The sequence below is a fragment of the Brevundimonas sp. DW-iso22 genome (assembly GCF_058725425.1).
The window spans coordinates 219,337-233,326 of the sequence record NZ_JBZXEB010000005.1 but is presented as its reverse complement, the minus strand read 5'-3'; the positions used below and the strand labels follow the sequence as shown (position 1 = coordinate 233,326).

The window sequence follows — 13,990 nt, the reverse complement described above, 5'->3', positions numbered from 1 at the left end:
CACCTTGGTCACCACTGACGGAAACCAATCCTTTCACCTTTGGTGAGACGGTGTTCTCTCGGAGGGGCAGATGACGACCACAGCCTATGCCAAGGTCGCGCAGGTGCGTTACCGAGAGCTCAAGACCCGGATCGGCCTGGCTGCCTTCATCGGCCTGACCGCCTGGGTCGTCACGCCGACGATATGGCCCATCGTCTGGTTTGCGGCGATGCTGCTGACGCAGGCGCTGGACTGGAAAGTCTTCAGCCGCTTCCGTCATCGCCCCGAATGGCTGCCGGATAAGGGTTATTTGGTTCTGTCCTGCGCCACGACGGTTCTGAGGTCACCGTCTATGCCGGATTGACCGGCTATATGTGGTTCTATGGCGGGGAAACCGGGCGGATCTTCGCCATGATCCAGTGTGCGGGTGGTCTGCTGCATGTCAGCCTGCACATGCACCACGCCCGACCGATCCTGATTTCGGCCGTTGTGCCGCATGCCATATACTTTTTGGGGCTTCCCCTATTCCAAGCGACCCAGAGCGGGCGCTGGCAGGATCTTCTCGTGCCGATCGGTGGTCTGCTGTACATGAGCCACCTCGTGGTCGCGGTGAAGCAGAGCTCCAGTACAACGCGGGAAATGCAGGAGGCGCGCGACGCCGCCCTGGAGGCGCGGGGCAAGGCCGAAGTCGCCAACGCGGCGAAGTCCGACTTCCTGGCCGTGGTCAGTCATGAAATCCGCACGCCCATGAATGCCGTGATTTCGGCGGCCAACCTTCTGAAAGACACTAAGCTGGACGCCCGCCAGACCGAACACGTCGACATGCTTATCGACGCCGGTGACGTCCTGATGGGCCTGTTGAACGATGTGCTGGACGTCTCCAAGATCGAAGCTGGCAAGATGGAACTGGAGACGGCCGACATGGTCGTGCGCGACCGTCTGACGGCGCTGGGGCGGCTTTGGGAACCACGCGCAGAGGCCAACAACATCCGCTTGGCGTGGCAGATCGCACCGGAGGTACCGCAGGCGGTGCGGACCGACCCGCTGCGGTTCCAGCAGATCCTGTTCAACCTGATGTCCAATGCGGTGAAGTTCACCCGCGACGGCGACATTCTGGTCAAGGTGGACTGGGCCGGTGGTCTGCTGTCGGTGGCCGTCACCGACAGCGGCTGCGGCATTCCTGCAGACAGGCTGGAGCATGTGTTCAACAGCTTCGAACAGGCTGATGCCGGCACCACGCGCCGCTATGGCGGCACAGGCCTGGGCCTGTCGATCAGCCGCAAGCTGGCCGAGGTCATGGGCGGGTCACTGATTGTGGCCAGCGTCGAGGGCGAGGGTTCGACCTTCACGCTTCAACTGCCCATGACGGTCGTGGCGAGCCAGCAGGATGATGTGGTGCAGGTCGCGGTCGATCTATCTGTTCTGGCCAATCGCTCGATTCTGGCCGCTGACGACCATCCGGTGAACCGCCGCATCCTGGCCCTGCTGCTGGAGCCGTACGGTTGTCGCCTGACGCTGGTCGAGGACGGTGCCCAGGCGGTAGAGCGAGCGACGCACGAACCGTTCGACGTTATTCTGATGGACATGCAGATGCCGGTCATGGACGGGCTGGAGGCCAGCCGCCTTATCCGACTGGCCGGCCCGAACCGGGGCACGCCGGTCATCGCCCTGACCGCCAATGCCATGGACACTCACCGTGCCGCCTGGGACGGGATAGGGGTCCACGCCTTCCTGACCAAGCCGATCAATCCGGCGCTGCTGGCCGTGACGCTGGCCGAGGCCTGTCGTCAGCCGCAACGTATTGAGATCGTCGAAGCGGCCTGAAATCAGGACCAGGCGCGGACGGCGTCGTCCAGCGACAAGGTCGGAGGCTGTCGCCCCACATCGGGCGCGTCTATGCCAAACCGAGGGGCGGGCGCAGGCTGGAGGGGATGACCCGCATAAGTGCCTCGCGTCTGGTTGTGCGGGTGTTGGGCCGCCTCGGACATCGACAGCACGGGCGTGACACAGGCCTCTGTGCCGTCGAAATGCGCGGCCCAGTCGTCGCGATCGCGGGTTGCGAACAGGGCTTCGAACCGGGCATGCAGGGTTGGCCAATTCGCCATGTCGAATTGCGGGGCCTCCTCTGCCGTCAAACCCAGGCCAGTGATCAGGGCGGCGTAGAAACGAGGTTCCAGGGCGCCGACCGCCACATGGCCCCCGTCCCGGCATGCATAGCAGCGATAGAAGGGTGCCCCGCCATCCAGCAGATTTGTGCCCCGCGCCTCTTTCCAGAGGCCACGGGCCGAGAATGCCGAGAACAGGCTCATCAGCAGGGCTGAACCGTCGGTCATGGCCGCATCCACGACCCGCCCGATGCCCGTGCGCTTCGCCTCCAGCAGACCAGCCAGCACACCGGTGACCAGCATCATCGCCCCGCCGCCGTAATCTCCCACCAGGTTCAGGGGCGCGCGAGGAGGGCGATCCGGCTCGCCCAGCGCATGCAGGGCTCCGGACAGGGCGATGTAGTTGATGTCGTGCCCGACCTGATCGGCCATCGGCCCCGTCTGGCCCCACCCGGTGACGCGCCCGAACACCAGCTGTGGGTTGAGAAGAGCACAGACGTCCGGCCCCAGTCCCAGCCGCTCCATCACGCCGGGCCGGAACCCCTCGATCAGGGCATCGGCCGTTCCAATGAGCCCCAGCACACTGGCATGGTCCGCAGGGTCTTTCAGATTGACCTCTACAGCCGCCCGGCCGCGATGCAGCACCTCACCCCCGACATCGGCAAAGACCGGCGTACCCGCCGCCGCGCTGCGGCTGAGGCGAACGACCTCGGCCCCCATGTCGGCCAGGACCATGCCAGCGAAGGTCACGGGCCCCAGGCCGTCGAACTCGATGATGCGCAGGCCAGAGAGAGGTTTCATGTGCTTTGAGTAGCCTTCCGCTCCCGGAACGTCGAGCCAGCCCTTGACCCGGCGCGGCCAATGCACCAGAAGGCGCGTCGCCGGTGACGCAAGCGCGCCCGGCGACGATGTGCGTCCTTAGCTCAGTTGGTTAGAGCATCTGACTTTTAATCAGAGGGTCCTCGGTTCGAGCCCGAGAGGACGTACCATCATTTCAATAACTTAGCTGATTGAGAAACCCGTGTTATCCATTTGGGGGCACACAGGGGACACAGTTCGTCTCGTTTCAGGCGGTTACATCGCCGGGCGAAACGCGGCTTTCAACGCGGCAGTCTGGCTCGGTGAATGACACCGTAGCGCCTGGTAACTGCACCAGGGTAGTGTGTTGTCGCAAAGGTCACCCGCCTTTTGCGAAACGGCTCGGCATCCTTCCCCGGTCGCGTGTGATGGACATCCCCGAGCATTGAACCAGGCTGGTTTTTTTGAACGACATTGGGCCGGCAACCCGGAGAGACAGTGCCTCCTCAGGTGAGCACATCCGTTCGGATTCGACGACCTGACTGGTGCTCGGGGTTACCCGTGGTGCCTTGGCAGAGGGAACGGGGCGGGCAGGGGGGAAAAGAACCGCCTCCGCTCCCTGTCAGGTGACCGGGTTGAGTGTTGAGACCGTGCCGCTGCGCGCGGGAGGATCCGCCTCATCGACCGACGCGCTCGGCAGAATGACCTCAACTCGCCGGTTTCGCTGGCGTCCAGCTTCGTCGTCGGTGCCGTCTGCTCTGGCGTTTGGCGCGACCGGTCTCAGTTCACCCAGTCCAATGGTGCGAACCCGGTCCGCGCTCACGCCCTTGCCGACCAGATAAGCCTGGACCGCAGCCGCACGCTGTTCAGACAGCCGCCTGTTGTAGGCGTCGTCGCCCTTGGCGTCAGTGTGGCCCTCGATCGTGATCTCACCCTCTCCACTGGCCTGGATGAGCTGAGCGAGACGGTCGAGCGTGCCGTTCGCATCGGCTCGGAGGGTTGCCTTGTCGAAGTCAAACGTCACGTCGCCGGGCAATGAGACGACCGTGCCGCGATCCGTCTCGACTGCCCCGAGTTCGGTCTTCAACGCCTCGACGGCCTGCAGGGTGCTGGTTGCCTGGCCTCCTGCGGCGATCGACGATCCACGCGGTGCCGCGACGCGCAGGCTGGAGACCGGGTTGGGCCGCATTCCTGCTAGAGCCGAGGCATCCGGAATGGTCCCCCCACGCGCGGCACCTTCCAGGGGTATGGCGAGCTGGAACTTGGGCCTGCTGGAGCTGGCGCTATCGGACGATCCGTTCTCGTTCAGAATCAGGGTGGCGCTGCCGTCGCCAGCGAGTTTGCCTGCAAAGACCAGGGCGGCGTCGATCGTCTGGCCGCCCGGAACTGCCAGCTTGGCATTGGTGCTCGATGGAACGAGCAACAGCTTGTCACCGCGATCTGTCAGCAGATAGGTGGTTTCGTCACCCGGGCTCAGCTGAATTTCGCGATCGCGGCCGTTGATGATCCGGACATTGAGCACCGTGGAGTCTCGACCGACGCGAGCCGAAAGAGCCTGGAACACCACGCCGTTCGCGTGCGCCGACTGAAGCTCGAGCGGAGCGCCGTCGCCTCTCCCGCCAAAGCCCAGCCCTGTCCCGTCACAGGCGCTCAGCGCAACGGCGGCGACCAGAACCAGCGGGCCAATCGCCCTGGGCGCTGTCTTCCGCATCATTGCGCCTGTCCGGGTGTTGCGGCGGCGGGTCCAGCTCCCAGCGGCAGGTTGATGCGGAAGCCGGGCGTGTTGGTGTATTCGTTCTCAGCGGAGTTGTTCTCGTTCAAAATCAGGATGCCGCTCTGCGCTTGCGGCAGGCGACCCAGGAAGACCAGTTCGCCCTCCATGGTCTGGCCAGCCTGAATGGCCAGATCTCTGTTCCCTGTCGGCGGCGACAGATAGATCCGTTCGCCGCTGTCCACCACGATAAAGCCGTTGCGGTTGTTGTTGAACCGGTTGAGCCGGATTTCGCGGTCATCACCATTGATGACCCTGATCCCCACCACGGTTTCAGTCTCTCTGGACTGAAGTGAGGTCAGCTGCAGCACAGTACCGTTCGGATGCGGCACCTGGATGTCGAGGGGAACCTGCTCGCCACCGCGCCAGAGTGACGATGACGACCCGCCAGTGGTCCCTGAGGAGGCTGCCGGCGTGGTCCCGGCATCGGCAACGGCGGTGTCATCCGAACCGTCCCCGCTTTGGCCGCATGCGCAGAGAACCAGCATCAGGGTGACTGGAAGGGTGGCGCGGAGCGTCTTGCTGATCATGCTCAAAATCTCGGTGCGTCGGAAAGGGGTTGGCTGCCTGCTAGGCCTGAAACGTGGAGATACGCCATCCGTTCAATAACGGTGGGCCCGAACGTCCGACATCGCGGTGCATGCAGTCCTGGTCACCTGTTCGGCTGCCGCTGCGCGGGCGCAGGCCCGTCCTTGCCGGCGTCAGGTACAGAGTAGCCCTGATCTGCTCCGGCATGACCCCAAGGGCGAGGCCGGGTCTGGCGATGAGACGCGTCAGGTTTCGGGGCGGGATCTGGACGACATGGACTTGACGAGGTCCAGGACGAGCCTCTGCTGGGGCAGTTCGAGCCCCTGCACCAGGTTGCTGATCTCGATCGACTGCCGCGTTGGCGGCGGAGCGATGGCCCGATCAACGGCGTCGTAGTTGTCCGCCCCGTCGCTCGACAGATCCTCGAAGAAGTAGGCCATATCGACCTTGAAGAACCTGGCGATCAGCCAGAGTTTGGAGGCCGAGACGCGGTTGGCACCCTTCTCGTATTTCTGGATCTGCTGAAACGTAAGGTCCAGGGCGCGTCCCAGTTCGCTCTGATTGTATCCGAGAGCCAGACGTTTTTCGGCAATACGTCTCCCAACGTGCAGATCGATGGGGTGTGGTGAAGAATCGGCTGTACCGCGCGGCATCGATGAAAACTCCCTGATGAGGGCAGGGTTGCAAGGGTTGCGGACCGTAGCAAGAGGGAATGTGCTCGCGTCTGGCCGCTACAGAGCCGCCGGGCGGGAAGTTCCCGGTAACTTCGTTCGGTCGGCTAATTTCAACCTCTGGCTGACAAATCTGTTTTTCCCATTCCGCTGAGGTCTTGCCTTGAATAGCGTTATCAAAAGCCGATCAGCAGACCTGTACCCGCTTGTCAGTCGCGTCGTCATTCTGGATGCCCATCTGCACGGGGCCCGTTTGCTGGGCGACATTGTCAAACAGCTCGGATCCAGAGACATCGTGATTGAGACGGAGGGGGATCTGGCGATGGAGACCGTCCGGTCGCTCGAGCCGACCCTCATCTTCACTGAAGTGTCTGTTGGACTGGATGGTGTGGCCTTCACCAGAGCGCTGCGCCGCTCTGCGCTTGGCTGCAGGCAGGCCCCGGTGATCATGCTCGCGGCCGAGCCAACCGCGTCCGGGATACGCCAGGCACGCGATGCCGGGGTTCATGAGTTCGTGCGCAAACCCTTTGCCAGTGCGGAGATCGTCCGCAGGATCGAGGGACTTGTTCTCCGGCCACGGGGATGGCTGGAGAACCGTCACTATGTCGGTCCGGATCGACGCCGGTTCAGCGCGGAGAGTTTCCACACGCCCAAGAGGCGCAAGTCCGATCAGTCGGATGGTCTCGAACGCCTTCAGATCACTATCTAGGCGCAGGCGGCAGGTCGATCCAGATGAGTTTGGGATGACCCTGCGCGACTTGACCTCATGTGGGTTGCTGCCGCAACGCTGGGGGATCGCAGGCGTTTAGGGGGCGACTGAGGACCAGGACGCTCCGCTGATGACGACACCGCCGCCTGCGACTGCCAACCGGATGCTCGCCTCCCTTCCCAGGGACATCATGGCCGCTATGGTCGATCGTGCCCGGACGGACATCATGGTGCAGGGGCGTGTCTTCGCCGAGCCCGGCGAGGTGGCGCGCGACGTTCATTTCGTGACATCCGGTGCCATCTCCCTGGTCACGATCCTGATCGACGGCGACGCCGTGGAGGCTGGCATGGTCGGGCGGGAAGGCGCGCTTGGGGCTCATGCTGTCCTGACAGGACTGCCCGCCTACACCCGCGCGATCTGTCAGGTGGATGGAACCGTCCTGACCCTGGAGGGATCGGTTTTCCGGTCCCTTGTGCAGGACCGTCCGGATGTCCGGATCATGGTGGACCGCTACGTCGAGGGGGCCGCCAACCAGGCGCAGCAGGCCATAGCCTGCCGGGCCTGGCATGCGATCGAACGCCGCTTCGCGCGCTGGCTTCTGACCGCCTGCGACCATGCAGGCCGGGACCGGATTGCGCTGACGCAGGAGTTCATGGCCCACATGCTCGGGGTCAACCGGACCACGGTGAGCGGCATCGCAGGCCGTTTCAAGACCGAAGGACTGATCCGCTACAGCCGCGGCCAGATCGCGGTCAGGGACAGGGCGGCGCTCGAGCAGGCCGCCTGTGAATGCCTGCCGGAGCTCCGGCAGCGCTGGGACCTCCTGTGGGGTCCGCTAGAGGGTTGACCGCCACGATGGGCCGCTATGTCGGCGCAGCGTCATACGGAACAGGCCGAGCCGGGGGGGATTAGCCCGGCCTCGGCCGGTCCTGGAGCATCCAGCAGGTCGAGGAGGAGGTTGCATCCTCGTGCCCGTAAACCCTGGATCGACCGGCTGGAGACCAACCCGCTTGCGCATAGGCATCATCGCCCATCTGAAACACCCGATCGCGGAGCCGTTCGCGGGTGGGCTGGAAATGCACACCCACCTGCTCGCCCGGCACCTTCGCGACAGGGGCCATGGTGTCACGATCTTCGCGTCTACCCGGTCGGATCCCGCCCTGGGGCTGGAGGCGATCTGCGATGAGACCGCCATGATGGCGGTCGGGGTGGACGAGGCGGGGGACGTCGCCTTCTTTCGGGAGCACCACGCCTACCTGAGCCTGATGAACTGGCTGCGGACCAGCGACTTCGACCTGATCCACAACAACTCGCTGCATTATCTGCCCGTCTCCATGGCCGACGCCCTGCCGATGCCGATGGTGACGACCCTGCATACCCCGCCCTTCTGCTGGCTCGAGAGCGGGATCCGCCTGGCACGGTCGCCTCAGAGCCGTTTTGTGGGTGTATCGGAATCGATCCGCCAGGCCTGGCATCCGGTCACCCCCGTCGGGAATGTCATCCTCAACGGGATCGACCTGGACCGGTTCGTCTTCCAGCCTGTGCCGACGACCACGCCCTATCTGGTCTGGTACGGGCGGATTGTCCCCGAGAAGGGGCTGCATCACGCCATGGACGCGGCGCGGACCGTCGGCCTGCCCCTGAGATTTGCCGGTCCGATCCTGGATGAGGACTATCATCGCGAGCAGATCGTGCCGCGCATGGGGCTTGGAACCGAATATCTCGGTCACCTGGACCACACGGCGCTGGCGCAGGTGATCGGCGGAGCCGCAGCCTTCGTCTGTACACCCTGCTGGGACGAGCCCTACGGCTTGGTGGTGGCCGAAGCGCTGGCCTGCGGGGTTCCCGTGGCGGCCTTTGCGCGGGGGGCCATCCCCGAAATCCTGACACCGGATTGCGGCGTGCTGGCCCGCGCCGATGATGCGACAGACCTGGCCTCAGCCGTGTCGAAGGCCCTGCTGCTGGATCGCGCGGCCTGCCGTCGCCGGGCCGAGACGATCTGCGATGCCCGGGTGATGATCGACGGCTATGAGCGACTCTATCGCCAGATGATCAGCGAAACAGCAGGACCTTCGCATGGTCGGTCCGACTGGAAACGCGAACCTGTTGGGCGCGCGCGTCAACTGTCGCCGTGCTGAACGCCCCGGAACCGGAAGATGACGATCGCAGCGTCGATCCGCTGCCGTTCTGCGTCTGCGTGCCGGCCCGCAACGAGGTGGCGAGACTGCCGGTTCTGCTTAGAGCCCTGGCTGCCCAGACTGTCGCGGGGCCAGTCCGCGTCGCCGTGCTCGTCAACAACAGCGGGGACCACACGGCCCAGGCGGCGCGGGATGCTGCTACGGCACTTGAAGGCCGCCTGGATATGACCCTGCGGGAGGTCACCCTGCCGGCCGAACACGCTAATGCCGGAGGAGCCCGCGCCCTGGCCATGGATCTGGGCATCTCACGGCTTGAGGGGCGTGCGGATGCCGTCCTGATCTCCACCGATGCCGACAGTCGGCCGCCGCGTGACTGGGTGGCCAACACGCTCCGCGCCTTCCAGGCGGGCGCTGACATCGTCGGCGGCCGTCTCGTGATCGACGAACGGAATCCGCTTCCGCACGATATGGGCCGCGCAAGAGCGCTGTGGGACCGGTACTGGACCGAGGTGCGGGCCATCGAGGATGCGATTGATCCAGTCGCCTGGGATCCGGCTCCGCGACATGGCGACCATACCGGAGCCAGCCTTGCCCTGCGTGTCTCGACCTACAGGGCGGCAGGCGGCATCCCGCCCGTCGCCTCTGGAGAAGACCGTGCCCTTGTCGAGGCCGCGGTCGCTATCGGCGCACGGCTCAGACATCCTGTCGATGTCTGGACCCGGGTTTCGGGCCGGCTGGATGGCCGCGCGCGGGGAGGGATGGCCGATCATCTCCTGGCGCTGGCCGACACCCTGGCCCAGGGTCAGCCCGTTCTCGCACCGTCGCTGGATCAGTGGCGCCAGCGGGCCCGGTGGCGCGCGGAACGGCGCGCATCGAACGTGTCGCCAGACGTCCTTCTGGAGGCCGAACGCAGCCTTGAGCCGATGGTGGCGGATATGGTGCTGGCGGACGTCGGGGTGGTCGCATGACAGCCCCTATCGGCTACTATGTGCATCATCATGGTGAAGGGCACCGGCAGCGGGCGCTACAGATTGCGCGGGCCGCGCCCGGCCGGTTTGTTCTGCTCGGAACCGGCCTGACGGGCGCGGCCGGGGACGTGGACCTCATCGACCTGCCAGACGACCGGATGACAGGGGCTGCCGCCTTCGATGGCCGGGACGGGGCCGCAGACCGGCCGGATGCGCTCCACTATGCGCCCCTGGACCACGACGGTATCCGCCGGCGTGTCGCGACGCTCACGGCATGGATCGCCGAAGCCCGCCCGGCGCTCATGGTGGTCGATGTGTCGGTGGAGGTGGCCATGCTGGCGCGCCTCGCCTCGGTGCCCACCGTATGTGTCCGCCTGAATGGCGACCGAGGGGACGCTCCCCATCTGGAGGCGTTCAGGGGAGCGACCGCGCTTCTGTGCCCCTATGCCGAGGTCCTCGATGATCCCGGCACGCCTCAGTGGGTGCGCCGCAAGACGCTCTATGCCCCCGGACTTGCGCCCCCCGCTGCGTCGGGCGACGCTGTGCCAGGGCGGATGCTGGTCGTGGTCGGTCGAGGCGGGCAGTCGGCTGACGTCGGCCAGCTCTCAGAGGCGGCGCGGGCATGGCCCGCATGGACGTGGCGTGTCGCTGGCCCTGTGTCCGGTCCTGATATCGACCTGCCACCCAATCTCAGCCTTCTCGGATGGACGGGGGCGGTCTCGCAGGAAATCGCCAGGGCCGAGGTCGTGATCGGCGGTGCCGGGAATGGCCTGGTCACGGCGGTGATGGCGGCCGATCGCCCGTTCATCTGCCTGCCTGAGCCGAGGCCGTTTGATGAGCAGCTGAGCGCGGCCCGCTGCCTTGAGACGGTGGGGGCTGCTGTTGTCGAGACCACCTGGCCCGAGCCCGGCGACTGGGGGCCACTGGTCGACAGGGCACGCGCCATTCCCTCGCTTGCGAGACGTCGGCTGGCCGATCCTCATGGGCCGGAACGCACGGCCACGCGCCTTGTTGATCTGGCAGGGTCCCTCGGTGCCGCGCGATCCGGATTTACTGCTGCTGAAAGACCGTCATGAGCCTTCTATCGATGTCCAGGCCGCAGGCCCAGGCATACCATCGCCCGGATCTCGCCAGTCTTCACGCGCGGCTCTGCACCCTCGGGGCGCAGTATGATGCCACGCCGGCCTTTCCCGCCGACAGTCTCGCCGTTCTGACGGGGGCGGGCCTGCACCGACGCTATGCGCCCCTGGCCAGCGGCGGCACGACCTTCGGATCCGCACGCCTGGAAGCGCTGGACCTGCTGGACAGCCTGCGGGTCGTCGGCAGGGCTGACCTCAGCCTGGGGCGTCTGTTCGAGGGCCATGTGAATGCCCTGAAACTGTTTGCCTGGTACGGCGCGCTCGACCAGACCCGGCGCCTCGGTGATCATCTGGACCGAGGCCTCTACTATGGGGTCTGGGCTACCGAACCGGCACCGGGCGTCCGGATTGTGGGCATGGGTGAATCCGCGATCGTGGAGGGTGCCAAGGCGTTCGCGACCGGGGCCGGCGGGCTCGGATTTGCCGTGATCACGGCGCGGGCCGAGGTCGGTCCCCGACGGATGGTCATCGTACCGGCGGACAAAAGCGACCGCACGGATCTGTCCGGATGGCAGGTTCGGGGCATGCGCGCCACCGGCAGCGGGCTTTACGACGTGACCGGCCTGCCGGCTACCCGCGAGGCCTGCCTCGGCGCTCCAGGCGATTATGACCGGGAGCCGCGCTTCACGGCGGGGGCCTGGCGGTTCACGGCGGTGCAGTTGGGCGGGATCGAAGGCCTCCTGATGGAACTGAGACTGGCCATGTCCGAAGGGGCCAGGAGCGACCCTCTGCAACGAGCCAAGTTTGCCGAGGCCGTGGTGGCGACGCGCACGGCAGGCTTCTGGGTTCGCGAAGCGGCCCTGAGATCGGCCGACGAGGATCCGGATGCGCCGGCGTTCGTCCAGATGACCCGGGGCGTGGTCGAGCGCGCGGGACTGGACGTCATGGAACTGGCCGCGCGGATCGTGGGCACCCGCAGTGCCTTCGATGGCCAGCGCATCGACAAGATCTCGAGAGACCTCAGCCTGTACCTGCGTCAGGCCGGGCCTGATCATGCGCGGGATCAGGCGGCTCAGGCCTGGCTGGACCACGACGTATGGTCTGCGGACGACCGCCTTTGGTAGAGCCCCTCACCCAAAGCGCCTGGGCAGGTGCGCGATGGCTTGTCCTCGCCCCCCATCCCGATGACGAGACCCTGGGGGCCGGAGCCCTCATCTACCATGCGAGCCGGGTCGGGCGACTGGCCGGTGTCGTCTTTCTGACCGATGGCGCGGCCTCCCATCCGACGGCCGATGCGGACGCCCGCGCGCGTCTGGCCCGTCTGCGGCGGGATGAAGCCGCCGCGGCGCTCGGCCTGCTGTGTGGGGGTGAGGCCGTCGCTATCGATCATCTCGCCTGGCCTGATGCCCACCCGTTCGAGGCGGGCAGCGCCGGGTTCGAGGATACGGTGGCGCGTCTGGCTGCGATCTGCCGCGCGCGCCGGGTCACCGCCCTGGCCGTTACGGCGGACCACGAGCCGCACTGCGACCACGCCGCCGCATCGCGGGTGGCGGCGGCGGTGGCCAACGTCCTGGACATCGACATCTTCGACTATCTGGTCTGGGGGGAGGGAGACCCGCCAGACTGCCGGACGGTGTTGATCACCCCGGCCATGCCCGCATCGGTTCGCGCCCAGGCCCTGGCGGCCCACGCGAGCCAGCTGACCGACATCGCCGGACCGGGTTTCAGGCTGGACGCATGTCGGCAGGCCATGAGCGATCGTGACCAGCTCTATCTGAGGGGCGGTGCATCATGAGGCGCGAAACAACCCTGCCGCCTGACTATTTCGAAGCCATGTTCCGGGGCGATCCCGACCCCTGGGGACTGGAGAGCCGGGCCTATGAAGCCGCCAAACATGCGCGATCGGTCGAGAGCCTGGATGGCCGCCAGTATCGCCAGGCCCTCGAGGTCGGTTGCGCAGGCGGCATGCTGACCCGGCGGCTTGCGCCGCTGTGCGACCGCCTGCTGGCCATCGATGTCAGCCCCACTGCCCTGAAACGCGCTCGACAGCGTTGCCAGGGCACGCCCCAGGTTCTGTTCGACTGTCTCAGCTTCCCGGAGCAGACGCCCGAGACAAAGGATTTCGACCTGCTGGTCCTGTCGGAGGTCGTCTACTACTGGAGCGATGCGGATCTCGGCCGGGCAGCCGACTGGATCGCGCAGCAGCTGGTGCCCGGCGGAGACATGCTGCTCGTCCACTGGACCGGTGAGACCGACTATCCCCAGACGGGCGATGGTGCAGTCACCGGGCTTCGGTCAGGACTCGGAGATACGGTGGTGGAGGTGCGTGCCGGGCGAACCGCCGATTACCGGCTGGATGTGTGGCGACGCCGATGACCCTCAGCATCCTGACCCTGGTCAAGAACCGCACCGACCATCTGCTGAACCAGCTGGAGGGCCTTGCCCAGTCCGATGTCCCGCTTCACGACATCGTTGTCGTCGACATGAGTGACGACCCTGTCCGTCTGGAACGAGGGGACCTGCCCGTGCGGCTGGTCCGGCTGGAGACGTCCGGGCTGCCGCTGGCGCGGGCCCGCAATCTGGCGGCACGCGAAGCCCGTGGCGATCAGCTGCTGTTCCTCGATGTCGACTGCATCCCCATGCCGGGCCTTCCGCAGGCGATGGAGGCAGCCTTGAAGGCCGAGGACGCCCTGATCTGTGCCGAAGTGCGCTATCTCCCGGCCGGAGGGACCCAGGGAGGCTGGACCTTCGATACGCTCATGTCGAGGGCTGAGCCCCATCCGCTGCGTGCGTTCCCGCCGTCGGGCTGGCGACGTGAAACCGAGCCCGGTCTGTTCTGGTCTCTCGCCTTCGGGATACGGCGGGAGACCTTCCACGCCGTGGGGGGCTTCGACGAGGACTTCACCGGCTACGGGGCGGAGGATACGGACTTCGGCTTTCGCGCCCATGCGGCGGACCTGGCCCTGCTGTTCATGGGCGGGGCGGGGGTGTTTCACCAGCACCATGGTGTCTACGACCCGCCGCTGCAGCATTTCGAGGATATCATCGATAACGCGCGGCGATTTCATGGGCGGTGGGGGCGTTGGGCCATGGAGGGCTGGCTGAAGGCCTTCGAGGCCCGCGGCCTGATTGCGGTCGGCGCAGACCGGATCACCATACTGCGGACCCCCGACAGGGAGGAGATCGCAGCGGCGCGCCGGTCCGACGACCAGCCGTTTTGACCCGTCAGTCCAGACCTGACGAT

At 66.0% G+C, this 13,990-nt stretch carries 15 protein-coding genes and 1 tRNA gene; 12 read left to right on the top strand and 4 right to left on the bottom strand.

Going from position 1 to position 13,990, the window contains the following annotated elements:
- The first annotated feature begins 70 nt into the window (after positions 1-70).
- Together AC4PRM_RS09915 and AC4PRM_RS09910 are read left to right on the top strand one after the other, a co-directional pair.
- Entirely contained in the window at positions 71-343 is a 273-nt protein-coding gene (locus AC4PRM_RS09915; RefSeq protein WP_492039720.1) for a hypothetical protein, read from the top strand.
- A 47-nt stretch (positions 344-390) separates the two neighbouring features.
- The gene (locus tag AC4PRM_RS09910) at positions 391-1,803 is read left to right on the top strand and encodes an ATP-binding protein (RefSeq protein ID WP_492039719.1); all 1,413 of its coding nucleotides are present in this window, start codon (positions 391-393) and stop codon (positions 1,801-1,803) included.
- A 2-nt stretch (positions 1,804-1,805) separates the two neighbouring features.
- On the opposite strand, the gene AC4PRM_RS09905 is transcribed toward AC4PRM_RS09910, so the two are convergent.
- Positions 1,806-2,885 carry a CaiB/BaiF CoA transferase family protein gene (locus AC4PRM_RS09905; RefSeq protein WP_492039718.1) on the bottom strand — a complete coding sequence of 360 codons (1,080 nt, stop codon included), beginning with the start codon at positions 2,883-2,885 and terminating at the stop codon, positions 1,806-1,808.
- A 111-nt stretch (positions 2,886-2,996) separates the two neighbouring features.
- On the opposite strand from AC4PRM_RS09905, the gene AC4PRM_RS09900 reads away from it, so the two are divergent.
- A tRNA-Lys gene (locus AC4PRM_RS09900) sits at positions 2,997-3,073 on the top strand.
- Positions 3,074-3,504: 431 nt separating this feature from the next.
- Here the strand turns inward: AC4PRM_RS09900 and AC4PRM_RS09895 are convergent.
- The 3 genes from AC4PRM_RS09895 to AC4PRM_RS09885 all read right to left on the bottom strand — a co-directional run bounded on the left by AC4PRM_RS09895 (position 3,505) and on the right by AC4PRM_RS09885 (position 5,834).
- Positions 3,505-4,596: an OmpA family protein gene (locus AC4PRM_RS09895; RefSeq protein WP_492039717.1), complete on the bottom strand. Its 1,092-nt coding sequence runs from the start codon at positions 4,594-4,596 to the stop codon at positions 3,505-3,507.
- On the bottom strand, positions 4,593-5,183 hold the full coding sequence (locus tag AC4PRM_RS09890; RefSeq protein WP_492039716.1) for a hypothetical protein: 591 nt from the start codon (positions 5,181-5,183) through the stop codon (positions 4,593-4,595). Before AC4PRM_RS09890 ends, AC4PRM_RS09895 begins: the two co-directional genes overlap by 4 nt.
- 243 nt (positions 5,184-5,426) lie before the next feature.
- Complete coding sequence (locus AC4PRM_RS09885) at positions 5,427-5,834, bottom strand: helix-turn-helix domain-containing protein (RefSeq protein ID WP_492039715.1); 408 nt, start codon at positions 5,832-5,834, stop codon at positions 5,427-5,429.
- 181 nt (positions 5,835-6,015) lie between these two features.
- Between AC4PRM_RS09885 and AC4PRM_RS09880 the strand changes: the two genes are divergently transcribed.
- From AC4PRM_RS09880 to AC4PRM_RS09840, 9 genes are all read left to right on the top strand, one after another.
- A complete protein-coding gene (locus AC4PRM_RS09880) occupies positions 6,016-6,561 on the top strand; it encodes a response regulator (RefSeq protein WP_492039714.1) in 546 nt (181 codons plus the stop codon).
- A gap of 130 nt (positions 6,562-6,691) precedes the next feature.
- Positions 6,692-7,408 carry a Crp/Fnr family transcriptional regulator gene (locus tag AC4PRM_RS09875; RefSeq protein ID WP_492039713.1) on the top strand — a complete coding sequence of 239 codons (717 nt, stop codon included), beginning with the start codon at positions 6,692-6,694 and terminating at the stop codon, positions 7,406-7,408.
- A 163-nt stretch (positions 7,409-7,571) separates the two neighbouring features.
- Entirely contained in the window at positions 7,572-8,699 is a 1,128-nt protein-coding gene (locus AC4PRM_RS09870; protein ID WP_492039712.1) for a glycosyltransferase family 4 protein, read from the top strand.
- Positions 8,693-9,667, top strand: coding sequence for a glycosyltransferase family 2 protein (locus AC4PRM_RS09865; RefSeq protein WP_492039711.1), 975 nt, complete (start codon positions 8,693-8,695; stop codon positions 9,665-9,667). The genes AC4PRM_RS09870 and AC4PRM_RS09865 overlap by 7 nt, the downstream gene beginning before the upstream one ends.
- On the top strand, positions 9,664-10,743 hold the full coding sequence (locus tag AC4PRM_RS09860; RefSeq protein ID WP_492039710.1) for a glycosyltransferase: 1,080 nt from the start codon (positions 9,664-9,666) through the stop codon (positions 10,741-10,743). Before AC4PRM_RS09865 ends, AC4PRM_RS09860 begins: the two co-directional genes overlap by 4 nt.
- On the top strand, positions 10,740-11,870 hold the full coding sequence (locus AC4PRM_RS09855) for an acyl-CoA dehydrogenase family protein (RefSeq protein ID WP_492039709.1): 1,131 nt from the start codon (positions 10,740-10,742) through the stop codon (positions 11,868-11,870). Before AC4PRM_RS09860 ends, AC4PRM_RS09855 begins: the two co-directional genes overlap by 4 nt.
- The gene (locus AC4PRM_RS09850) at positions 11,864-12,541 is read left to right on the top strand and encodes a PIG-L deacetylase family protein (RefSeq protein WP_492039708.1); all 678 of its coding nucleotides are present in this window, start codon (positions 11,864-11,866) and stop codon (positions 12,539-12,541) included. Before AC4PRM_RS09855 ends, AC4PRM_RS09850 begins: the two co-directional genes overlap by 7 nt.
- Positions 12,538-13,122, top strand: a complete 585-nt coding sequence (locus AC4PRM_RS09845; protein WP_492039707.1) for an SAM-dependent methyltransferase — start codon at positions 12,538-12,540, stop codon at positions 13,120-13,122. The genes AC4PRM_RS09850 and AC4PRM_RS09845 overlap by 4 nt, the downstream gene beginning before the upstream one ends.
- Complete coding sequence (locus AC4PRM_RS09840) at positions 13,119-13,967, top strand: glycosyltransferase family 2 protein (protein ID WP_492039706.1); 849 nt, start codon at positions 13,119-13,121, stop codon at positions 13,965-13,967. The genes AC4PRM_RS09845 and AC4PRM_RS09840 overlap by 4 nt, the downstream gene beginning before the upstream one ends.
- The last annotated feature ends 23 nt before the right edge of the window (positions 13,968-13,990 follow it).

What these genes read in the sequence shown, in the direction of transcription:
- AC4PRM_RS09915 (WP_492039720.1), top strand. Translation starts at nt 71, where the DNA reads ATGACGACCACAGCCTATGCCAAGGTCGCGCAGGTGCGTTACCGAGAG.
- AC4PRM_RS09910 (WP_492039719.1), top strand. Translation starts at nt 391, where the DNA reads ATGATCCAGTGTGCGGGTGGTCTGCTGCATGTCAGCCTGCACATGCAC.
- AC4PRM_RS09905 (WP_492039718.1), bottom strand. Translation starts at nt 2,885, where the DNA reads ATGAAACCTCTCTCTGGCCTGCGCATCATCGAGTTCGACGGCCTGGGG.
- AC4PRM_RS09895 (WP_492039717.1), bottom strand. Translation starts at nt 4,596, where the DNA reads ATGATGCGGAAGACAGCGCCCAGGGCGATTGGCCCGCTGGTTCTGGTC.
- AC4PRM_RS09890 (WP_492039716.1), bottom strand. Translation starts at nt 5,183, where the DNA reads ATGATCAGCAAGACGCTCCGCGCCACCCTTCCAGTCACCCTGATGCTG.
- AC4PRM_RS09885 (WP_492039715.1), bottom strand. Translation starts at nt 5,834, where the DNA reads ATGCCGCGCGGTACAGCCGATTCTTCACCACACCCCATCGATCTGCAC.
- AC4PRM_RS09875 (WP_492039713.1), top strand. Translation starts at nt 6,692, where the DNA reads ATGACGACACCGCCGCCTGCGACTGCCAACCGGATGCTCGCCTCCCTT.
- AC4PRM_RS09860 (WP_492039710.1), top strand. Translation starts at nt 9,664, where the DNA reads ATGACAGCCCCTATCGGCTACTATGTGCATCATCATGGTGAAGGGCAC.
- AC4PRM_RS09855 (WP_492039709.1), top strand. Translation starts at nt 10,740, where the DNA reads ATGAGCCTTCTATCGATGTCCAGGCCGCAGGCCCAGGCATACCATCGC.
- AC4PRM_RS09845 (WP_492039707.1), top strand. Translation starts at nt 12,538, where the DNA reads ATGAGGCGCGAAACAACCCTGCCGCCTGACTATTTCGAAGCCATGTTC.
- AC4PRM_RS09840 (WP_492039706.1), top strand. Translation starts at nt 13,119, where the DNA reads ATGACCCTCAGCATCCTGACCCTGGTCAAGAACCGCACCGACCATCTG.